This window comes from uncultured Maribacter sp., assembly GCF_963974015.1.
Classification (GTDB): domain Bacteria; phylum Bacteroidota; class Bacteroidia; order Flavobacteriales; family Flavobacteriaceae; genus Maribacter.
In genome coordinates, this window is sequence record NZ_CAXBBZ010000001.1 from 980,255 (window position 1) to 1,001,332 (window position 21,078).

The window sequence follows — 21,078 nt, forward strand, 5'->3', positions numbered from 1 at the left end:
ATTATGTGTTATTATATTGATTCATTGTGCGAGCAATACCAGCTAGTACAAATGAATTAATTATTTCGGTTGATTTTTTTAATCGCTCTGGTAATAATGCTTTTTCTTCATCGTCCCATTGTCCTAATACGTATTCTACTTGTCTGCCTTTGCCAAAATCTGCACCTACACCAAAACGATATCGGTTGTAGGTTATAGTTTGTAAAAATAACTCTATATCCTTTAAGCCGTTATGACCACCATTACTTCCTTTTGTTTTAATGCGTATAGTACCAAAAGGTAAATTGATGTCATCTGTAATAACAAGAACATTACTTTGTGGAATATTTTCTTTATCCATCCAATACTTCAATGCTTTGCCACTACGGTTCATATAGGTTGAAGGCTTTAAGCAAATTACGGTTCTACCCTTAATTTTATATGACCCTATATCACCAAGTTTTGCTGTTTCAAAAGTAAAGTCGTTTGCTTGCGCCACTTCATCCAATATTTTGAAACCAATATTGTGACGGGTCTCCGTATATTCATCACCTATATTACCTAGGCCAACAATTAAAAATTTCTTCATGGGATCTTTCTCTTCTTGAATTATGGTCTGCTTTGTAAACAATGATTTTAAAAAACCGAACATAGCTATTTAGAATTATGGAATAAAAATACAAAAGCATCCCGATACACGTATCGGGATGCTTAGTAGTAAATCTTAAAAAAAGATATCTATTCTTGAGCAGTTTCTTCTGAAGCACCTTCAGCGCCTTCAGCACCTTCTTCTCCATCTTCTTCTTCATCATCAATAGCAACGGCAGTACGCGCGGTTTTAACTTGTACAACAACAGTGGTATCAGGATGTAGAATGCTGAAATCATCACTTAACAATGAACCAACAGAAATGTTTTGACCGATTTTCAATTTAGAAATATCGATATCAAAGAAATCTGGTAATTTAGCTGGTAATGCTTTGATTGTAAGTTTACGTTTTCTAAATAATAAACGACCACCATTACGAACACCTGGAGAGTTACCTTCTAAACGTACAGGAATATCCATAGTAACCATTTTATCATCGAACAATTGATAAAAATCAATGTGAATGATCTTGTCTGTTACCGGGTGAAACTGAATATCTTGCATAACTGCTTTAACAGAAGCTCCACCATCCAATTCAATTGCAACTGTATGTGCATTTGGAGTGTAAACCAAGTCTCTGAACGCTAGTTCATCTGCTGAAAAATGTAATGGTTTATCCCCTCCGTATACTACGCAAGGAACCTTTCCAGCATTACGTAAGGCTTTCGTTGCCTTTTTGCCTACGCTTTCTCTTTCTGATCCTTTAATTGTAATTGACTTCATTATATGTATTAAAAATTAATATTCTATTTTAAATTTTTCTTCTTGTTACATTAAGAATTTAGAAGAAATAGAGTTGTTATTGTGAACCTTGTCCATTACATCTGCAAATAGATTGGCACAACTTAAAACTCTTACCTTATCACTTTTTATTTCTATTGGAATAGAGTCAGTAATAATTAATTCGGTTAGTTTCGATTTTTCGATTTTCTCGTATGCATCACCGGACAGTAAGCCATGTGTAGTAATAGCCCTTACGCTAATAGCGCCACGCTCCATCATTAAATCTGCTGCTTTTGTCAACGTACCTGCCGTGTCAACCATGTCGTCCACCAAAACTACATTTTTGCCCTGTACGTCACCTATAAGTTCCATATGGGAAATAACATTTGCCTTTTCTCTTTGTTTGTAACATACAACTACATCACAATCTAAAGCTTTAGAATAGGCATAAGCCCTTTTTGAACCACCCATATCTGGAGAGGCTATGGTAAGGTCATTTAAACCAAGGTTTTTGAGGTATGGTAAAAACAAAGTAGATGCGAAAAGATGATCTACAGGTTTTTCGAAAAACCCTTGTATCTGATCTGCATGTAGATCCATTGTAATAATTCTAGTAGCTCCTGCTGTTTCGAGCATTTTAGCAACAAGCTTTGCTGCAATCGGCACTCTAGGTTTATCTTTTCTATCTTGTCTAGCCCAACCGAAATAAGGCATTACCGCTGTTATATGACGTGCAGATGCTCTTTTTGCAGCATCGATCATCAATAACATTTCCATTAAATTTTCAGGACCTGGGTGTGTCGAGCCTATAATAAAGATTCTTGTACCACGTATAGATTCTTCAAAAGAAGGCTGAAACTCACCATCACTATAACGAGAGAACAATACATTGCCCAGTTCCATTCCATATGCCTTAGCGATTTTCTCGCCTAAGATTTTACTTTGTGTGCAAGCAAATATTTTCGGTTGTGGAACTTGGTATGGCATGTCTTTAATTGTTGTTTCCCAAATAGTTGCTTCGATAAATTGTTGAAGCCTTTGTTTTTAAGGAGGTGCAAATTTAAAAATTAAAATTGGTTGCTAATGCATAAATCTTGATATTTTTGGTGTTAGTGACAAAATTATTATTTAGTTTTGCAGTCCTGTTTTAATAGGATATCGTTTCAAGTGGACGATAATGCTCGAGTGGCGGAACTGGTAGACGCGCTGGATTCAAAATCCAAATTTGAGAAGGGAAAAAAAATATGCCGAAGTGGTGGAATTGGTAGACACGATGGATTCAAAATCCATTGCTCACAAGGCTTGCGGGTTCGATTCCCGCCTTCGGTACTAAAAAAGCTGAGATGAAAATCTCGGCTTTTTTTATGACTTGGTACAACATAGGTACAACATTTTGCTATTTTGAAGGCAACATTTTTATTGATGTTAAATTCTTCTATTTGTTTTTAAACCCTATGAATTTACTATCAGAATAATAAATTTTATCTAATCACGACCTTACTTCTTCGTAAGGGAAGTTTATTATCATACAAAATACACGCAAGTTAAACTCGTAAAATACTTCCATCAAAAGACTACGGCATAAAGCCAACTTCTCTTCCATCGCTTATTTATTCCGTTTCCTTTTGAGCCAAGATTTTATCTTCCGTTTGGTTTCTGCTCAAATATTGTTTAATCAAAAATTTGAGTATTATGACAACAAAAGCGAGTACCACAAAGAAGCGCAGTAGAGCGAAATCTACTGCCAAGAAAGAAGTAAACGGAAAGAAATCATCCGCACTTCAAATTCAGAACTTACCATTGGGCAAAATCAAGCCTGACCCAAAGCAACCAAGAAAGACCTTTAACGAGGATGCGTTAAAGCAGCTTTCTGAGAGTATCGAAAAGCACGGTGTGTTGCAGCCAATCACGGTAAGGCAACTAAATGGCCATTATGTCATCGTGATGGGCGAACGCCGATATCGCGCAAGTAAATTAGCAGGAAAGAAGACTGTACCCTGTATCGTGAGGACTTATGAGAACAATGATGTTCTGGAAGTGCAAATCATCGAAAATCTGCAAAGACAGAATGTTGAGCCTACCGAAGAAGCTGAGGCGATTACTTACCTAAATGAGAAATATGCGCCTACCGAAATAGCGAAGCGATTGGGAAGAACGGATAACTTTATCAGACAACGACTAAAACTGGCAGGTTTGATAGAAGGCTTTAAACACTTTGTCCGTAATGGCGAAATGACCATTTCCTTGGGTGTAGGTGTCGCGCTCTTTGAACCGGAAGAGCAACAGATGATGTTGGAAACGATGGGCGAGGATTTTAATGCGCATCAGATAAACAGGATGATTAAAGACCAGACCTACGATTTGGAAAAAGCATCTTTTGATATATATGACAAAAAATTGGTTCCAAAAGTTGGGTCTTGTGTAGAATGTCCTTTCAATGCAGCAAATCAAGGCAATCTTTTCGGCGAAGGAAAAATGGTCTGTACAAAAGCAGCCTGTTTTGAAACGAAGAAAAGCAAATCGCTTTTGAACCTGATTGAAAAATCCAAGCAAGAGAATATCCTTTTAGTCCCTGAAATACGACAGTATTGGGTAGATGACGAAAACAATCAGCTCATTATATCCCAATTGGAAAAGAACGGATTGAAAGTCTATCTATTGGACGATGTTGAAATTATAGAGAATCCGATTGAGCCAACAATCGAGGCTATTCAGAAAGAATATCAACATTACGATTATTCTGAAGATGAATTAAAAGCAGAATTGGATGAAGCAATGCAGAATTATAAAGAAGCATTGGAAAAATTCAATTCAGCAAAAGAAGATGGATTTAAAAACGGTATTGTGTTCCATCCCGATTCATTCCAGCACAAAGAAATTTTTGTAAAGATTGTTGAAAAATCAAAGAACGATTCTACGGAATATTCGGCACCATTGGCCAACAGAAAAATGGCAGATTGTACGCCTGAAGAACAAATCGTAAAAATCAACGAAAGGGAAATCCGGAAGAAGCAAATAGAGAACAACAAGCAGTTTGAAGAAGTTGTAGAAATGATTCGTGAGACGAAATACATTGATACCAAGAAGACACTTTCAACAGATGAAATGGTGGCATTCTCGATATCGCTATTTGAGAATAATGTGGACTATATGAGCCAACAAAAGTATTTCTCAAAGTTCTTGGGCGACACTTCAAAGATGACCAAAGTTGAAATGGTTGAGAATTTCAAGAAGAAGTTCAAAAAAGAAATCTTTCACAAGTTGATACGCTATATGCTCACAAAGCAAGTGCATTTTGGCGAAAGCAATCACGTCAATAATCTGACGAACATTTCATTCTACAACGCAATGCAAGGATATTACAAATCCAAGATTGCCGGCATAGAAAAGGAATATGCCGAGAAGAGAGACAAACGTGAGGAACGTTTGAAAGAGCGCATCACAGTTCTTGAAAAGCAAATTCAGGAACTCAACGATTAGCTTTTGTTGTTTGAAGAAGGGTCGGCATTCGTGCTGGCCCTTTTTCTTTTTTATGATAGTTTTTTAAAAGATGTATTTACAAGGAAGGGGTTATCAATCAATAGTTAGCGCAAAGGTAAACTCGTAAAATACACCCATCAAAAGACTACGGCATAAAGCCAACGCAACATCCTACGCTTATTTATTCCGTTTCCTTTTGAGCTGAGATTTTAGCTTCCGTTTGGGTACTGCTCAAATATTGTTTAATCTAAATTCAAAAGCTATGTATTTAAAAAATTTGCAACAGGATGAAATCTTCGTACCATCAGAAATGAAATCCTTAAAAAGTCTGACCCAGATGGAATCCCGACGAGGGCTTGAAAATGTCATCATCTCTAATGGCAAAATCGTCAATGTTGTCTCGAACAGCTATGGCCACATTCCAAATCAACTTTTCTTCAAGAAAGCTGAAGAAATGCTGACCGATGCACAATTGAACTTCCACAAACGCACCATCAACAAAAATGACAGGTCGTTCATTACCGACTTTATTATCGACGACAAAAGCCAGTTTACGGTTAAGAACGATAAGGACTTGATACTACCGATGCTTCGATTTAAAAACTCGTATGACGGAAGTGAAAAGACCTCTGGACACTTCGGGTTTTATAGAGAAGTGTGCTCAAACGGTCTGCACGTGTCACAGGCAGAAATCGAGTTTTCCATAAAACACAGTAAGAACAATACACACTTGATTATGCCAAGGTTGATCAATCTTTTCGATAAATTTCTGGATAATGAATTCTACACCATTACCAAGAAGTTCGACAAGATGAAGGAATTTAAGATCATCGATACACAGGAATTTGTCAAAGCGATTCTTGACAAAACGAAATTATTCCGGTATGAATGTAGCGATAAGAATAGCGACCCGTCGAAAAAGTCTCGTGAGGTCATCGAAATCTTGAACTATGAAGCCTTGTTGCTCAATGAAGAACCTAATCTTTGGCTGGGCTATAATGCTTTTAATTCAGTACTTCATAATGTCTTAAAGAAAAGCTTTGGCCAACAAGAACGGTTGGATAAAAAGCTGTTCGATGAAGTCTATGCTATGTCATAAATTAAATAAAGGTTTATCCAGTACCTCAAACTGGATTTTTTCTTTTTCAATAATAGCTCGTTTCAAATATTTACCACTTTATTGATGTAGTGGCGATAATTAGTTTTCAAATATTCGCCACTTTTTTGTATTTTTGGCAAAGTTTTGATATTGTATTATGCCAAAAATTATAGAAAACAAGCTTATAGAAGCGTTTAAAGAGCAAAGTTCCTTTGATAGGAACCAGCTATTTCAGTTCTATTTGGACCTTGAACCGGATTTGAAGGAAAGTACATTTAGTTGGCGCATTTACGACCTGAAGAAAAAAGACATCATCAAAACTATTGGGCGTGGATTGTATGTTATATCCTATAAACCCAAGTATAAACCAGTACTGTCTGATAGTGTTCTAAAAATAGCAAGTAAGACCAATGAACGGTTTGAGGAAATCCAATATGCTATATGGGAGAACCAATGGCTCAATGAATTTACACAGCATCAAGTATCCAATCAAATGATTGTAGTAGAAGTGGAAAAGGAATTTACAGAATCACTATACTATTATCTAAATGATTCCTTGAAAATGGATTTTTTCTTGAATCCCGATAACAAGGAAATTGAATTCTACATTTCCGAGAGTGCTGTCCCCGTGGTCATAAAACGTCTCGTCACCAGAGCACCGATAAGTAAATTGAAAGATAAAAAAAATGTAGTTCCAGTCGCCACGCTTGAAAAAATAATGGTGGACTTGTTTGCCGATGAAAACCTGTACCATTTTTACCAAGGCTCTGAACTCATAAATATTTATGAAAAGATACTTGAGCGATACAGTATTAATTTCACAAAGCTCTTTAGCTATGCGAAAAGACGAAAGAAAGAACAGGAAATCAAGCAATTTATGAATAACCACATACCGAATATTTTAGAGGACATAATCTATGATTGAAAACAAAAGCTTCACAAAAGAATGGTTGGATATTTTCCGAGCAAAAAAAGAACATAAAGGCATTAACGTGACCATATTGGAAAAAATGGTTCACGCATTTTCTTTGTTAGAACATCTAAAGATAGAAGGACTTGATTTTGTTTTTAAAGGCGGCACATCACTTGTTCTTTTGCTTGAAGAAGGCAATCGGTTTTCAATAGATATCGATATCATTTCAAGTATAAAGCGTGACCCATTGGAAAAAATTCTTGATGCAGTTGTCGCCAATTCTCATTTTAAAAGCCACACTTTGAATGAACGTCGAAGTTATAAAGAAGGCGTTCCAAAGGCACACTATACTTTTGAATTTGATTCGGTTTACAACACGAACGTTCCAGGAACCATTCTTTTGGATGTTCTTTTTGACAGTCCACACTATCCAGAGATTATAGAATCTTCCATTGAGATTTCTTGGCTATCGGTTGATAAGCCTATAATATCAATCACCACACCTTCGGTAAATTCCATCTGTGGGGACAAGCTTACTGCTTTTGCGCCAGAGACCATTGGTATTCCATATTATAAGGGCGACCAGTTATTTACAATGGAAATCTGTAAGCAATTGTTTGATTTAGGGAAATTGTTTGAGAGCATTACCTATATGACTATAGTAAAGAAAAGTTTTTCCGCCTTTGCGATGGCAGAACTATCCTATAGAAGTTCCGATAAAGATTTCGGTAACAGAAACCTCAAAGAAACTGATATTCTATGGGATTCCATAAATACCTGTGCTATTATTGCCAGAAGGGAAAGTAATCCGACTAATGAATCGAAAAAGAAGTTTGCCGATTTGAATATGGGTATACGCAGTTTCGGTAGTGCATTTCTAATGACTGGACATTTCAGGATAGAAGAAGCAATGGCAGCTTCGGCCAGAGTAGCCTATTTGAATGCCATATTGTTACAACCGAAAATTAAAGAAATTGAATATCATAAAGGACAGGACATTAGCGAGCTTACCATTGAAAAAGCAGACTGGGCGTTCTTGAACAAATTAAAACGGCAACCGGATAAGAGCATCTTTTATTATTGGTACAAGGCAGTGGAACTATTATAAATTTATGCAAATGGAATTTAAATATATTATTGAAATATGCGTTGCAATTGACATAGCAATTATTGGTTTAGCATACCCTATTACTTTAGATAAAATATCAAATATTGGAAGCAAGTACAAATCGAATTATTTATCGAGAGTATTTGAGAAAGAATTTCCTCAGATAAGTTTAGGCCCAAAACTCTGGTATCGTTCAAGACCTGTTACTTATTTCGAGTGGTTACTGTTTGCAACATTCTTTTCTTTCTTGTTTTTAATATTTGAGTTTGAGCCTTGGTTTCCTTTTTTAGCACATAGTAATAAATTGGTTGTTTTTATTTTAACAGCCTCGCTTCTTATTTCATTAATTATTTGGGTAGATAAAGTTGCTTTATACATTGGAAAACCAACTAGACTTTTGACTAGATTAATTTCAAAGTATAAATATAAAAAGAGCGACAGCGTATATAAGACTTATTTGCTAAAAACAATCAATGAGTTCACAACTTTCGCAGTAGAAAATGAAGATGAGCATTTACTCGAAACTCTGAGTGGTTTTTATACACAGGAATTTTTAGAGATGAGAGATAAGCATTCTTCAAACTCGTCTATTGAATACCCAATAGATTTTTATCTTATAAATAGAAACATTATAAAAAAACAACTTAGAAAACCAAGAGAAGAGTTAGACGCAGTAACTTTAAATTCTGTTTCTAATTGGTGGCTTCTTGGTCAAGATTTTAAACAAATACCTATATCGCCTACTACTTATTCGTGGATGTGGGGAAATATCGTATTAATTTCAGATTCGGCTAAATTGATTGTCCGGCATTGGGGCACAGCACATCAATATTATAGTATGCGTTTAGAAAGCATACAAGGAGATTATAATATAGAGACTCGTAGTTATGATAATCAAGATGCTATTGACTTCAGAAAAAGAGAACAAATCGAATTTTTTGAGTTTCATATTGTATTGGGTGGGTTACTTCTCTACAAGAATAACGAGGAGGCTCTAAAGAGAATTTTAAACTACACCCAAAGTCAACCTGTCCAATATTACCTGCTACCTAATTCTATGTATGAGGTGTTTTATTGGTTCGCTTATTTTAAAGACGGATTTATACAGGATAGAACACCTATCGATTTTAAATATCGTTTTCCAGAAGTTGACAATCTAGGAATATCCAGACAAATAACATTTTGGATATGTAAATACGTTGCTCTTTTGTTTGTTAGACAATATTTTGTTCAAATTAATTATACCAATCGAGGAAGTACAGAACAACCAAGAATGCCAGATACTGTTGTTGAATTACTTAAATGGAAAGGTTCCATAGAGTATTTTGAGTTTTGTCTAGAAAAAATCTTGGAAGAACAAGAGCTTCTAAAATCTTTAGGTTATGAAATAACAACAGAACTTAAAGCTACATTCGATAACTTCACAGTTGAATTGGCACAGAATATTGAAGAGGCCATTGTTGCTAAACGAATTTCTGCGGTATTGAGCCCCCAGAAGATTACCAATTTTAAAGCAAATTCCACACAATTAATTGCAAATGCTTTTGATGTTTACAAGCCAATCATAAACGGTACTGATTTTACAACTTCAGAAACAGAGATACTTCGGATAGGTCTTCAAGGAACTAAAAGATTAATGCAAAAGCAGGCACTTACTGAAGGAGATATTCCCCATATGAATTATGATACTATCTTCGGAGAACTCATAGTTTCAGAAGTGCTTAACAGATATATACCTAATTCTTTTCTAACAGCAAGAACACGTCGCTATTTAATCGAAAGAAGTGAGATTCCAGCAGCACTTAAACAGTTGAAATACAAAAATTCGACTCACCTAATAATTGGTGTAAATTTTGTAAGTCATAGTATAAGGACTGATCTTGGTTATTTAAAGCATATTATCAATCTACCTTCAAGATTCTTTAGGGATGTGTTGTTTGTAATTCCTAAATCGGACTTACCAATATTGAAATATAATACATTAAATCAGGATGATGTTGATAGACTTGAATTAGATTTAATGAATGAAGAAAAGAAGCTATATGCATCAGTTATAGATTTGACACAAGAAAGAAATGCGACTCACAGAGAGCAATGGAATGACGATAGGCAAGAGAACCCACTTGAGTCTGTCCAACTCACTTTGGCCTTTGCTACTGAATTGATTTGGAAGGTAAATAGAGATGTTGTTCAGCTCAATATGGTTTCACCCTACCAAGAACAGGGAATAAAAGATGATTTAAATAGTATAGAACCTTTTGAAAATAGAGCAAATGATTAAATTCAGAAATCCATATCACATAGAACCACCAGGAGCTTTGAGACAAATATTGGCACATCCTATTGATAATTCTGAAGCTATTGAACTTGCATTATTTCAAGAACACCGATATGCATTCTTCTATTGGAACAAGTGGAGGCGTAAAGATGAAAGTAGTAAGCCACCTTGTTTAGTTTCGTTAGATTGGCACCAAGATTTATGCTACCCTTGTGAAACAGAAAGGGAATGGTTAGATAAATTGGATTTAGAAAGTGATGCGGAAGTATCTCTGTTTTCGTGGGCAAAACTTGCTGGCAATAATGATGGTCATATTTTATGTGCGGCCTATCTCAATTTGATTGGAGACATATACGTGCATTGTAGACAAAAACTAGGTCAAGATACTTGGAAAGATGAAGAACTGATAGATACTTATGGAAACAGACACGCAATTAAAAAATTCAAAACGTATAAAGCCTTACAGGATGCCCTATTGAATTCTTCAGAAACATCTGTATTTTTTGATATAGACTTGGACTTCTTTTCGATAAAGAATGGCTTAAGTGATGGTTCTTTTGAATTTACCTATCTACAGGAACAAGAAATACGTACAATGTTAGATAAGGACAATCCATTAATTCATTGGATTTTTGAACGTTTAAAAGGATTTACTATCGCAACAGAACCAGAACATTGCGGTGGACTTTTGAGAAGCAACAAGTTTCTTGATTTGATTAGCGAAATCTATTTCAATCCAGAATTGTTTTCGCCTAAATGTAATTGGAAATGGAAACCTAAATATTGATGATGAATTGAATCGATATTAATACTGCCATTCAGCCCATTCCCCTACATTCCGCAGAAAAAGCTACATTTCGGGCAAAGCGCTTCATTATACAAAAGTCTTGGACACAACTATAAAGCTTCCGACTTTCATTTCACTTGCCCACTCATTCCCGAGAAAATCGGGAAATGGTCAAACTCCATTTCAGCCTACATCTTTAAAGTTAAGTCCGCTTGACGTTCTACTTCAAAAGGATATACAGTTTTCATAATCCGTTCAGCCCATTCCCCTGCATTTCGCGAAAAGCTACATTCCGGGAAAAGAGCTTCTCTACAAAGGTCTTGGACACAATCCCCAATTTCGACTTTCCATTTCGTTAACCCTTCCCGCTACGCTGGGAAGGAACGCTACATTCCCTAGCCAAAACCGTGTATTAAGTCCGCTTCATCAAAACACACAATTAGGAATCAGTATGATTCTTTATTGTAAAAAAGTAAATCAAATCATAAACCCAATTTATCCATACTGTCTTTTTCATATCTACTATCTTCTGCTGGGTAGCGTAAAATTGAATCATACTTTCCAGAGCCTTTTGCTTGTGCATAAATAAGACTTTCGCCTGCAAAGTTTGTTTCAGTTTTATATACGGGGTCTTCATAAGCTTCTGAAGCCGAAACGATTTCCCAACCTTTAGATCTAAACATTTCTATCAAATCATCAAGAAATAAAGCTGCTGCTAAATTGTGATGTAATAAAAGTGTGTGTTTAATATGCCTACCATTTATCTCAAAAGATAATTTTTCATAGAATTGGGCGCGTTCCCAAATATGATTTAAGTAGAACTCTCTAAAATCGCTTAAATCTGCAAGTGGGTTTTCTCTTAATCGTTTTATCAATCGACTATCAATGTACCAATCTGAAGCATCAATAGTAACATAACCATTTCTATAATCTTGACTTTTTAGAAATTCGCGAAACGCATCTACTTTTTCTTTCGTATTACCCTCTTTCAAATACGGAAATCTAAAAAACTTGACGTAATTTGAGTATTTACTTATCACTTTATCGTTTTTAAGGAAATCACTTTTAAAGTCGGCAATCGTAGTTGTTTTGGCATTATAGTTTGGATGCGTAAATGTATGATTGGCAATTTTATGGCCATTGTCATTCCAACTTTCCAATAGTTTTTTCCCTTTTTTCCCTTTTTTATCATTTCCTGTTACAAAAACCATCGCCTCTATATTGGCATCGTTTAGTTTTTTTAGAAGCATTCCGTTCCATTCCTCAAAGGTGTAATTTGGTCTGTCACCTATTACACCATCATCAAAAGTGAAACTTACTTTGGACTGGCGAAAAACGTGTATTGTTATCAAAAAAGCGATTGTTGTAATAAGCTGTTTCATTATTTTATGGTTTTAGTGTTATAATCTATCGTATTGCTGTCCCTTTTTACCTTGGTATCGCTTTTGATTCCATCTGTAAATAAAAGACACATTTAATTGTGGTACACGAACTTGCGATTTTATGTCCTGCTTAAAGTTTTCGCCTCTGGTTTTAATATTCCATTCCCAACTATCAAAAATGTCTTTAAAGTTAATACTCAATGACGCATTGTTTTTAAACAGGCTTTGGCTCATTCCAAAATCCAATCTGTACAAAGCCTTTCGAGAAAATTGACCTCTGTTGTCTGCACCTCTAAATCTATTTTGAAATTGAAATTTAAAAGAATCGGACAGTCTAAAATCAAGATGTAATCTGCCACCAAATGCCAAACCATTAACATCAAAATCGGTAGCCTCGTAGCTTCCGTTTTGGCTGTAACCATTGAGCGTTATGTCACTGTAAACACTAAACCAGTTTAAGGGTTTATAGCTAAAACCCAGTTCAAGTCCGTAAGTTCTATCATCGCCGATATTGACAATTCTTCTAACAAAAACTTCTTCAGTAGTTCCATTGATAGAGATGTTTTCTTTTTGAATAAAGTAATCCATCACCTGATTTGTTTTTCTGAAAAATAGCGCTGGGACTATTGAAAACACATTGCTAACTTTTGACTCAAATGCTAATTCTGTTAGCATTACGTAGGATGGATTTAATTCAGGATTCCCTACAGAAATATTTCTGGCATCGCTAAAAGAAGAAAACGGAACAATAGCATCCCGTCTTGGTCTTTGTATTCTTCGCGATATTGAAAACCGAATGCTATTATCATCATTAAACTGATAATTCAAAAAACTGGAAGGAAATAAATCTGTATAGTTCCTCGTTACTTTTTCGGTATTATAATTTGATGTAATGTCAATGTTAGTAGTTTCGGTTCTTACACCTATTTGAAATTTGATTTTTTTAAAGCTTTTAGCATACTGCCCATAAAATGCTGTAACATTTTCGTCATAGTTGGTTTTATCTGTAAATTCATTAATTGTAGTTGATATATTGTTTTCTATACGTACAACTGCATAGTCATTCTCTATGTTGGTAAACCTACTTCGTGCACCAAACTCTAATTGTGATTTATTTTTTAAAATATGCACATAATCTAAAGCCACCGTAAATCGTTTGTCTTTGATGTTGTTCTCTATAAGATCGTTAGCATCAATTCCTGAATGCGGAAATGTGGTTTTTTCTAAAATAGTTGAGTTGCCGTTTTCAGTAGATGATTGTGTTAGGGCACTTAACTTTAGTTCCGAACCGCTGTCATTTAACTTTATTTTATATTCACTGGTAACTTGAAAGAAGTTGTTTTTAAATTTTTCGGAATCAAAACGCTCTGAAGTAGCAAACGAGCTGTTATCGTCATAATCTTCATACCCAATAGAAGTGATGGTATTTAAGTTTGCCAGTCGATAGGTAAAGTCTGCCGAAACGGAATGTTTCGAATTGAATTTATAGTCGCCACCAAGGTTGTTCAAAGCATAAAACTGTTTGAGTATTTGTTCTGAAGACCTAAAACTTTCCGAAGGGGAAGTTTCAAAATTAGTTAATGCTATTGAACCTGTAGCTTTCGGTTCAGAATATCCCAAACCCGTATTAATATACCACGAGTAGTTTTCATTTGCCTTGTTAATATTAATGTTGGTTCCAGAGTTTAAGCGCATACCGGAAAACACCTCGAAACTGGTGCTCAAACGTTTTTTCTTTCCTTTTTTCAAAACAATATTAATGATACCACCAGAACCTTCTGCACTATATTTTGAGGATGGATTTGTAATCACTTCCACCTTATCTATAGAAGCTGCTGGAATCGTTCTCAATAGTGACGCTGTACCTGTTAAACCACTAATTCGACCATCGATTAAGATACGCACACTACCATTGCCTCTAATACTCATTTTACCATCCACTTCAACTTGAACAGAAGGGACGTTCTGCATCACGTCGATTAAACTTCCACCACTTACGGACAGGTCTTTGGACACGTTATAGACCTTTTTGTCCAATTCGATTTTATAGTTAGGTGTATCAGCGGTCAAAACAACTTCATCTAATGCAACATCTGTATTAATGATAATATCGCCAAGATTCTTTTTGCTTTTGGAGTTTGTTAGATCAAGTAATGAACTAGTAGGCAGTAAACCAATTACAGAGACTTCAAAATTATAGACTCGCTTTGGAACGTCTATTGAAAAATTGCCATTTTCGTCTGCCAAAGTTCCGAAGATGGTTTGGGGATTATCTTTAACTTTAAATATGACATTTGCATAAGCCACAGGAACAGCAGTTTTATCTTTAATAGTTCCTGAAACAGTCGTATTTTGAGCAAAAATACTATTTGAAAAACAGAAAATAAGGAATAATTGAATTGATGATTTCATAAATAATTTTGTGAAAAATTTGGATGTAATTATCCTATTCTGCTTAAAAAAGAGAACTTTATTTTGGTCAAGAGACCATATTAAAATTTAAATGATATGTATAGAGAGAGAGAGAGACCCTTATTCTATAAAATCTAGTGGATTTAAATGGTTCCCATTTTTCTTTACTTCATAATGCAAGTGTGGCCCAGAAGATTTACCTGTATTACCAACATAACCAATAATATCCCCTTTTTTTATGATTTGCTTTTCGCTAACATTAAATCCATTTAAATGTGCATACCAAGTTTCATAGCCATCCCTATGAGTCATTATGATTAAGTTTCCCCAATCGCCTTCCATTGAAGCTTTAGCAATAACACCATCCGCAGTCGCAATAACTGGAGTTCCTTGTTTTGCTCTTATATCTATACCTGTATGAACAATTCCTTGATTTAATTTAGGATTTTTCCGCTTATCTCCAAAATGTGCAGTAATATCTTTTTTTAAAGCATTTTTTACAGGAAATAGCGAAGGAGGAGTCATTACAAATTCAGAAATATCTAAAGCATTCATAAACGAATTCTCTTCGATTATTGGTTTGGTAAATGCCGAAATGAGTAATGCACAAACTGGTAAAAGTGAGAAATACAACAATTTTGACATAAGCTTAGATTTAGGTTTCGTCAACATAGTTACTCGTTTTTTTAGTATGGGTTGATTGAAGTAATTATATAAGTTGTTAGGTTTTTGAACCTCAAGGCTCTGCATTAGTAATTGCAGATATTGAGAGGTTTTAACGCCATTTTGAAGCACGCCTTTATCTGCTTGAAATTCGTGTACGGCTTTTAATGACTTTCTATAGAAATAGAGTAGCGGATTAAACCAGAAAAATGTCATATATACTTCGGTTAGAATCACATCCCACGAATGTTTTAGCTGAATATGTGCCTTTTCGTGTTCAATGATTTGTTTGTCATAGTGATCAATTTTATCTTCAGGAATAAAAACCCAATTGAAGTATGAGAATATTTCAGGAACCTTTGAAATAACTAATTGGTATCCTTTTTTTTGTTGAACTTTAGAATGACTTCTCAATACAAATAAATGCCTTACTGTGGCCAAAAATCTGATAAGGAATACAGAAAACACTAACCAATATATTGTAATCAATAGTGAAGAATAATTAAAAGAAGAGTCAATCAAAGGTTGCTCAATGACTTGCAATTGCTTATTAAATATGTTTAAATCAACCTGCTCAAATAAAGGAACTTCTATGATTTTTGATGTTATGGAAGGAAATAGATTATTTGAAAATGGAATAATAATTGAAACAAGAAGTAACAACAGCAAAACAAGTCTGTTTACATTATGAAAGGTCAGTTTATCTAAAAACACGATATAAAGAAGATAAAGCAACGAAAAAGCCGTGGCTACTTGTATGAGATATAAAATCATGTTATTCATTGTTCGCCTTTAATTTTTCAATTTTATCTTCAAGCATTTGTTTCATTTTTTCCATTTCTGTAAGATTTAAATCTTCATTATTCGCAAAAAACAATGCAAACTTACTTGGTGAGCCACTAAAGAAGTTGCCTATCACCTCCTTCATATGTCTTTTAAAATAGGTGTCTTTTGAAACCGATGGATAATATTCTCGAATCTTACCATAAGTTTTAAATTTTAAAAACTCTTTTTTTACTAAAACCCTTACCACAGTTGATATAGTGGTATATGCAGGTTTAGGTTCTGGAAACTGTTCTACAATGTCCTTAAGGAATGCTTTTTCAAGCTTCCATACATATTGCATTACTTGCTCTTCGGCTTTTGTTAGTTCATTCATACGGCAAATATATAAATTATTTTCAAAGTATGACTATAAATATAGTTATATTACTATTTTTATAGTCATAAAATAAAATTTATGCTTTTTTTGAGATGCTGAATTAAAGTTTTTAGACAGTTTTTAATAGGGTAGAACGTCGGTATATCGGCTATTGAAAATCCCTTCACAATGAACTACGAACTTTGTTGTAAAACTTTTATCGATTTATTGTTTTTCGCCTTCTAACTGAACCGTTTTATTACTTGAGAGAAATTGCAATTTCATTTTATTGTTTTCTTCAACAAATTTAAAGTACAATTCAAAGGGAAGTGGATAAAACTCATCTTTAGCCATCGGATATAATTTTACTTTAGGAAAAACATCGCTGTCCGAATATAGAGAATGATTTTCTATATGAAGCCGTATTGAAAAATCTCGGTTTGTTTTATAAGTCCCTACATACTTTTTAAGAATGCTGTCACTTATTTTAATAACATCCGGAATTTTAGTGTTCCAATGCAAGCCTTCAATCACTTCTATGCCGTTGGTTATGATTGCCTTATTGATATTGTTGGTAATACTGGCACCATTATCACTGTTAACAAAAATGACAATGCCATTTTTGTTCTTTGGAAATAGTATCAACGTCGTGACCACACCTGGGTCGCCACCATCGTGGTTAATAATATATTCTCCATTGCTCAATTTATCGTAAACCACCCAACCCAAGCCTTGGTTCAATTTATCATTTATGGCTGATTGAGGTTTTATCATCTCATCATATAGAACACCATCAACTACTTTTTTATGCATAATGGCATTGCCAAAAAGTAATAAGTCGTTTACGGTTAGCAGCATATCATCTGCTGCGTTAATCTTTTTTATTTTGTAGTTTATGGGATGTAAATTTCCTCTTGTATCATACCATTTTGCAAATCGGGCAGTATCTTTATCTGCTAACCATCCCATTTTGGCATCTTTCATTTTTAGCGGTTTAAAGACCAAAGAGTCCACAATCTTTTCCAGCCCCATTTTAAATTTGCTTTCAACAGCGTGCCTCAAATATTCCATGCCTTCACCAGAATACTGAAATTTGGTTCCTGGTTTAAAATTGAATTTCAGTTTCCCATCTTCTTCATCCCAACGCCAGTTTTTAAACCCTGTGGTATGCGATAAACAATGTCTAGTAGTTATCAATTTGGCATAGGCATCATCAGCCACATCAGGATCTGTCCAATAATGAAATAAGGGTTCGTCCAATTCCCAATCGTCATGAGCAACCAGTTCTAAAATGGCGGCCGTTACAACAGGTTTGGTAATACTTGCAATATTAAAAATAGTGTTTTCTGGTGCTTTATGCCCTTTTTCATTGTCTCCATACACTTTTACAAATGCAATCTTACCGTCTTCTATAATGCCCACGCCAACAGCTGGAGCAAGATATTCAGCCATAAGTTTTGGGACAATGCTATCTAATGTCTTTTTATAATTCGGTTTAAAGACAGTAATTTTGCTGTTTGATTTTTGCTCATTAGAACAGGCAAGCAGCAATAAAAAGAATAGGCAATAACCGTAGAAAGATTTGGTTTTAAACAGGCTCATGGTCGTAGCTCACGGTTCGTTTTATAATCCAAGATCCGTCTTTTCGTTCCCAGATGATAATAAATTTGCCTCTTTGTACTTTTTTTCCATCCTCATAAAATTCATGGACACCAATTTCTACGGCACCATAATCGCCTAAAACATGTACCGTAGCACTAACTAATTGTCGGGTCACGGCGAAAGGTCTAGAACATCGGTCTTTAAAGGAGGCTATTTCAACATCAAAAGAAGTATTAAGTCCAGAACGATCATCGTAAAACTCAATGTCTGGAGACATTATTTTCTTATAGAGTGTTAAATCACATTTGTTGAATGCGACATTAAAAAATAAACTGTCCATTTTAAGAATCTCATTTTGTAACGCTTTTTCGGTTACTGGATTTTCTGCTTCTTGTGAGAAAACCGTGTTTGAAAATAAAAATAAAAGGAGTAATGTGAAATTGAAGATTTTTAATGATTTCATTGTTTTAATATTTATGATTAATATTTGATTGATGTCATAAAGACGATTTATTCATGTAATTGTAACAATGTCGATATTTTAATATATGCTGGTTTTTCAGGTTTGTAAACATATTAAATCACTTATTCCGCGACATTTGTTAATTTAGTCTTTTGGTAAATATATAATTATATTTTAATTACGACTATAAATATAGTCATAAAACTATATTTATAGTCGTAAGCTTATCAAATGCATTATAAACAGAATGTTAAACCAAAATTTAGTTTTGAGGATAACATGATATAATTAATCGCAAACCGTTCAGCACTTTTACCGCTACATTTCGCGAAAAGCTGCATTTCGGGCAAAGAGCTTCTCTATAAAAAATCTTGGACCCAATCCCCAATTTTGACTTTCCATTTCGTTAACCCTTCCCGCTATGCTGGAAAGGAACACAACATTCCCCAGCCAAAATCGAGAATCAAGTCCGCTTAAAAAAGGAAGTTAATTATCATACAATATACACGCAAGGTAAACTCGTAAAATACACCCATCAAAAGACTACGGCATAAAGCCATCGCTTCTACCATCACTTATTTATTCCGTTTCCTTTTGAGCTGTGATTTTAGCTTCCGTTTGGTTTCTGCTCAAATATTGTTTAACCAAAATAATTTAACATTATGAAAAGTATAGCTGTAAAACCGAACATTTCAATAGAAGAAGCAGAAGAACATTATCAATTAAGTAGTGAAAATTACACTATTGAAAGTGGTGAAAGTCATTTAGCGTACTACAGAGAAAAGCATCCCTTTTACTACCAGATATTATTAAATAATGTTTAATCTAATAATCGGAAAGAACTTTTTGTAGAGTGAGTTAACTACTCACGAAAGTAATATTAATCTTTTATTGAATACGAATTTCATAACCCGTTCAGCACATTCCCCTGCATTACGCAAAAAACTACATTCCGGGAAAAGAGATTCTCTAGGAAAGTCTTGGACACCATCCCCAATTTCTACTTTCCATTTCGCTAACCCGATCCGCTGCGCTGGAGCGAGACGCTTCATTCCCAATCCGAAATCGTGAACGGAGTCCGCCAAATCGGAATTCCATTTAATCATTTGGTGCCACTTCCAATGTTATTGAACTTCACAAGAGTCTTTAGAAATACTTCCGCACCCTCGCTGCCCTAACCTTTTTTCGCCAGCAAAATACCAACATTTTGAACTTGAACAGACTGCATAAACCGTTGCGTTGCACTTCACTTTTTATAAGTCCTTATCAATTCAAAATCTTGAAACTGTATCAGCAACAAAAAAAGGTAACAGCGAGGGCGCTATGGGAAGTAAATCTAAAATGAATCTTATGAAATCTTACAAAAACATCAAAAAGGAAGCGGCACCAAAAAAAACAAAAAAGGAAAACGCTCAAGATATAATAAGTAAATCACTTCAAAAAAATATAACAATAAACTGTCTGAATGGTTCGGATAGCATTTTAATTAATCTTTAAATATTTTATTATGAGTACTCTAAAAAATCACGTACAGTTAATCGGAAACGTTGGACAAGAGCCAACAATCACGAACCTTGAAAGCGGAAAAAAAGTAACCCGTTTTTCAATCGCAACTAACGAGTATTACAAGGATGCCAAAGGAGAAAAGCAAACAGAAACCAATTGGCATACGGTTGTAGCTTGGGGCAAGACTGCCGAAATTATCGAAAAATTTGTAGGTAAAGGGAAGGAAGTAGGTGTTACGGGAAAATTGAAATCCCGAAGCTACGAGGACAAAGAGGGCATCAAAAGATATGTTACCGAAATCGAAGCGAATGAAATCCTTTTGCTTGGAAGTAAAGACAAGTAATCATTAGAATTAAAGATGGCGTTCCTCACGAAAGTTGCGCCCTTTTTTATTAATAATTTTTAAAACTTTTATTATGAAAACTATTAAAAATCACGTTCAGTTAATTGGAAACATTGGGCAAGACCCACAAGTTACAAATCTTGAAAATGGAAAAATTGTAGCACAGTTCTCTATGGCTACAAATGAAAATTACAAAGACTCAAAAGGGCAGAAGCAATCGGAAACTCATTGGCATAGTGTGGTGGCTTGGGGAAAACTCGCTACAATCATTGAAAAATATGCAGTAGTGGGAAAACAAATTGCCATCGAAGGCAAATTGGCACAACGCTCTTATGAAACCAACGAAGGCGAAAAACGATACTATACTGAAATTGTAGCAACGGAAATCCTTTTGCTTGGGTCTAAAAATGATAAGTAAACATAAAAATCAAAGAGGGCACAGATACCAGTTTTCAATTAGTTCGTGCCCTCTTTTAATTATTCACTTAAAATAAATGAACAATGAAAGCACAAGTTAACGAAATAAAAGAAGGATTGCAACATTTTCACGG

Annotated in this window: 19 protein-coding genes and 1 tRNA gene; 10 read left to right on the forward strand and 10 right to left on the reverse strand. The window is 34.8% G+C overall.

Translation table 11 applies throughout. The features are described 5' to 3' along the window. Window position 1: 1 nt before the first annotated feature. The 3 genes from pth to AACZ41_RS04315 all read right to left on the reverse strand — a co-directional run bounded on the left by pth (window position 2) and on the right by AACZ41_RS04315 (window position 2,337). Window positions 2-631 (reverse strand): aminoacyl-tRNA hydrolase, encoded by a 630-nt coding sequence (gene pth / locus AACZ41_RS04305; protein ID WP_339626890.1) that lies wholly within the window; start codon window positions 629-631, stop codon window positions 2-4. An 86-nt stretch (window positions 632-717) separates the two neighbouring features. Next, on the reverse strand, window positions 718-1,350 hold the full coding sequence (locus tag AACZ41_RS04310; RefSeq protein WP_339626892.1) for a 50S ribosomal protein L25/general stress protein Ctc: 633 nt from the start codon (window positions 1,348-1,350) through the stop codon (window positions 718-720). A 45-nt stretch (window positions 1,351-1,395) separates the two neighbouring features. Then, window positions 1,396-2,337, reverse strand: a complete 942-nt coding sequence (locus AACZ41_RS04315; RefSeq protein WP_339626894.1) for a ribose-phosphate pyrophosphokinase — start codon at window positions 2,335-2,337, stop codon at window positions 1,396-1,398. A 259-nt stretch (window positions 2,338-2,596) separates the two neighbouring features. Here AACZ41_RS04315 and AACZ41_RS04320 point away from each other — a divergent pair. The 7 genes from AACZ41_RS04320 (at window position 2,597) to AACZ41_RS04350 (ending at window position 11,015) form a co-directional block, all read left to right on the forward strand. Continuing rightward, window positions 2,597-2,679, forward strand: a tRNA-Leu gene (locus tag AACZ41_RS04320). A 363-nt stretch (window positions 2,680-3,042) separates the two neighbouring features. Next, window positions 3,043-4,830 (forward strand): ParB/RepB/Spo0J family partition protein, encoded by a 1,788-nt coding sequence (locus AACZ41_RS04325; RefSeq protein WP_339626896.1) that lies wholly within the window; start codon window positions 3,043-3,045, stop codon window positions 4,828-4,830. A 262-nt stretch (window positions 4,831-5,092) separates the two neighbouring features. After that, window positions 5,093-5,929, forward strand: coding sequence for a DUF932 domain-containing protein (locus tag AACZ41_RS04330; RefSeq protein WP_339626965.1), 837 nt, complete (start codon window positions 5,093-5,095; stop codon window positions 5,927-5,929). A gap of 157 nt (window positions 5,930-6,086) precedes the next feature. After that, complete coding sequence (locus tag AACZ41_RS04335) at window positions 6,087-6,854, forward strand: DUF6577 family protein (protein WP_339626898.1); 768 nt, start codon at window positions 6,087-6,089, stop codon at window positions 6,852-6,854. Then, window positions 6,847-7,950, forward strand: coding sequence for a nucleotidyl transferase AbiEii/AbiGii toxin family protein (locus AACZ41_RS04340; RefSeq protein WP_339626900.1), 1,104 nt, complete (start codon window positions 6,847-6,849; stop codon window positions 7,948-7,950). The genes AACZ41_RS04335 and AACZ41_RS04340 overlap by 8 nt, the downstream gene beginning before the upstream one ends. Before the next feature lie 10 nt (window positions 7,951-7,960). Further along, on the forward strand, window positions 7,961-10,231 hold the full coding sequence (locus tag AACZ41_RS04345) for a hypothetical protein (RefSeq protein WP_339626902.1): 2,271 nt from the start codon (window positions 7,961-7,963) through the stop codon (window positions 10,229-10,231). Then, entirely contained in the window at window positions 10,224-11,015 is a 792-nt protein-coding gene (locus tag AACZ41_RS04350) for a hypothetical protein (protein ID WP_339626904.1), read from the forward strand. Before AACZ41_RS04345 ends, AACZ41_RS04350 begins: the two co-directional genes overlap by 8 nt. Before the next feature lie 482 nt (window positions 11,016-11,497). Here the strand turns inward: AACZ41_RS04350 and AACZ41_RS04355 are convergent, their stop codons facing one another. From AACZ41_RS04355 to AACZ41_RS04380, 6 genes are all read right to left on the reverse strand, one after another. Beyond that, the gene (locus AACZ41_RS04355) at window positions 11,498-12,397 is read right to left on the reverse strand and encodes a polysaccharide deacetylase family protein (RefSeq protein ID WP_339626906.1); all 900 of its coding nucleotides are present in this window, start codon (window positions 12,395-12,397) and stop codon (window positions 11,498-11,500) included. An 18-nt stretch (window positions 12,398-12,415) separates the two neighbouring features. Beyond that, window positions 12,416-14,809, reverse strand: a complete 2,394-nt coding sequence (locus AACZ41_RS04360; RefSeq protein ID WP_339626908.1) for an outer membrane beta-barrel protein — start codon at window positions 14,807-14,809, stop codon at window positions 12,416-12,418. A 120-nt stretch (window positions 14,810-14,929) separates the two neighbouring features. Further along, the gene (locus AACZ41_RS04365) at window positions 14,930-16,255 is read right to left on the reverse strand and encodes a M23/M56 family metallopeptidase (RefSeq protein ID WP_339626910.1); all 1,326 of its coding nucleotides are present in this window, start codon (window positions 16,253-16,255) and stop codon (window positions 14,930-14,932) included. Continuing rightward, window positions 16,248-16,631 (reverse strand): BlaI/MecI/CopY family transcriptional regulator, encoded by a 384-nt coding sequence (locus AACZ41_RS04370; protein ID WP_339626912.1) that lies wholly within the window; start codon window positions 16,629-16,631, stop codon window positions 16,248-16,250. The genes AACZ41_RS04365 and AACZ41_RS04370 overlap by 8 nt, the downstream gene beginning before the upstream one ends. A 207-nt stretch (window positions 16,632-16,838) precedes the next feature. Continuing rightward, window positions 16,839-18,215 (reverse strand): serine hydrolase domain-containing protein, encoded by a 1,377-nt coding sequence (locus AACZ41_RS04375; RefSeq protein ID WP_339626914.1) that lies wholly within the window; start codon window positions 18,213-18,215, stop codon window positions 16,839-16,841. Continuing rightward, a complete protein-coding gene (locus tag AACZ41_RS04380; protein ID WP_339626916.1) occupies window positions 18,202-18,678 on the reverse strand; it encodes a nuclear transport factor 2 family protein in 477 nt (158 codons plus the stop codon). The genes AACZ41_RS04375 and AACZ41_RS04380 overlap by 14 nt, the downstream gene beginning before the upstream one ends. A 662-nt stretch (window positions 18,679-19,340) precedes the next feature. On the opposite strand from AACZ41_RS04380, the gene AACZ41_RS04385 reads away from it, so the two are divergent. Then, window positions 19,341-19,502, forward strand: coding sequence for a hypothetical protein (locus AACZ41_RS04385; RefSeq protein ID WP_339626918.1), 162 nt, complete (start codon window positions 19,341-19,343; stop codon window positions 19,500-19,502). Between the two features lie 42 nt (window positions 19,503-19,544). On the opposite strand, the gene AACZ41_RS04390 is transcribed toward AACZ41_RS04385, so the two are convergent. Then, a complete protein-coding gene (locus tag AACZ41_RS04390; protein WP_339626920.1) occupies window positions 19,545-19,763 on the reverse strand; it encodes a hypothetical protein in 219 nt (72 codons plus the stop codon). A gap of 422 nt (window positions 19,764-20,185) precedes the next feature. Between AACZ41_RS04390 and ssb (AACZ41_RS04395) the strand changes: the two genes are divergently transcribed. Continuing rightward, on the forward strand, window positions 20,186-20,527 hold the full coding sequence (ssb, locus tag AACZ41_RS04395) for a single-stranded DNA-binding protein (RefSeq protein ID WP_339626922.1): 342 nt from the start codon (window positions 20,186-20,188) through the stop codon (window positions 20,525-20,527). 73 nt (window positions 20,528-20,600) lie between these two features. Beyond that, the gene (ssb, locus tag AACZ41_RS04400) at window positions 20,601-20,945 is read left to right on the forward strand and encodes a single-stranded DNA-binding protein (protein WP_339626924.1); all 345 of its coding nucleotides are present in this window, start codon (window positions 20,601-20,603) and stop codon (window positions 20,943-20,945) included. Window positions 20,946-21,078 lie beyond the last annotated feature (133 nt).

What these genes read in the sequence shown, in the direction of transcription:
- AACZ41_RS04345 (WP_339626902.1), top strand. Translation starts at nt 7,961, where the DNA reads ATGGAATTTAAATATATTATTGAAATATGCGTTGCAATTGACATAGCA.
- AACZ41_RS04335 (WP_339626898.1), top strand. Translation starts at nt 6,087, where the DNA reads ATGCCAAAAATTATAGAAAACAAGCTTATAGAAGCGTTTAAAGAGCAA.
- ssb (WP_339626924.1), top strand. Translation starts at nt 20,601, where the DNA reads ATGAAAACTATTAAAAATCACGTTCAGTTAATTGGAAACATTGGGCAA.
- AACZ41_RS04315 (WP_339626894.1), bottom strand. Translation starts at nt 2,337, where the DNA reads ATGCCATACCAAGTTCCACAACCGAAAATATTTGCTTGCACACAAAGT.
- AACZ41_RS04370 (WP_339626912.1), bottom strand. Translation starts at nt 16,631, where the DNA reads ATGAATGAACTAACAAAAGCCGAAGAGCAAGTAATGCAATATGTATGG.
- AACZ41_RS04380 (WP_339626916.1), bottom strand. Translation starts at nt 18,678, where the DNA reads ATGAAATCATTAAAAATCTTCAATTTCACATTACTCCTTTTATTTTTA.
- AACZ41_RS04325 (WP_339626896.1), top strand. Translation starts at nt 3,043, where the DNA reads ATGACAACAAAAGCGAGTACCACAAAGAAGCGCAGTAGAGCGAAATCT.
- AACZ41_RS04310 (WP_339626892.1), bottom strand. Translation starts at nt 1,350, where the DNA reads ATGAAGTCAATTACAATTAAAGGATCAGAAAGAGAAAGCGTAGGCAAA.
- AACZ41_RS04385 (WP_339626918.1), top strand. Translation starts at nt 19,341, where the DNA reads ATGAAAAGTATAGCTGTAAAACCGAACATTTCAATAGAAGAAGCAGAA.
- AACZ41_RS04375 (WP_339626914.1), bottom strand. Translation starts at nt 18,215, where the DNA reads ATGAGCCTGTTTAAAACCAAATCTTTCTACGGTTATTGCCTATTCTTT.
- AACZ41_RS04360 (WP_339626908.1), bottom strand. Translation starts at nt 14,809, where the DNA reads ATGAAATCATCAATTCAATTATTCCTTATTTTCTGTTTTTCAAATAGT.
- AACZ41_RS04350 (WP_339626904.1), top strand. Translation starts at nt 10,224, where the DNA reads ATGATTAAATTCAGAAATCCATATCACATAGAACCACCAGGAGCTTTG.
- AACZ41_RS04355 (WP_339626906.1), bottom strand. Translation starts at nt 12,397, where the DNA reads ATGAAACAGCTTATTACAACAATCGCTTTTTTGATAACAATACACGTT.
- AACZ41_RS04330 (WP_339626965.1), top strand. Translation starts at nt 5,093, where the DNA reads ATGTATTTAAAAAATTTGCAACAGGATGAAATCTTCGTACCATCAGAA.
- ssb (WP_339626922.1), top strand. Translation starts at nt 20,186, where the DNA reads ATGAGTACTCTAAAAAATCACGTACAGTTAATCGGAAACGTTGGACAA.
- pth (WP_339626890.1), bottom strand. Translation starts at nt 631, where the DNA reads ATGTTCGGTTTTTTAAAATCATTGTTTACAAAGCAGACCATAATTCAA.
- AACZ41_RS04365 (WP_339626910.1), bottom strand. Translation starts at nt 16,255, where the DNA reads ATGAATAACATGATTTTATATCTCATACAAGTAGCCACGGCTTTTTCG.
- AACZ41_RS04340 (WP_339626900.1), top strand. Translation starts at nt 6,847, where the DNA reads ATGATTGAAAACAAAAGCTTCACAAAAGAATGGTTGGATATTTTCCGA.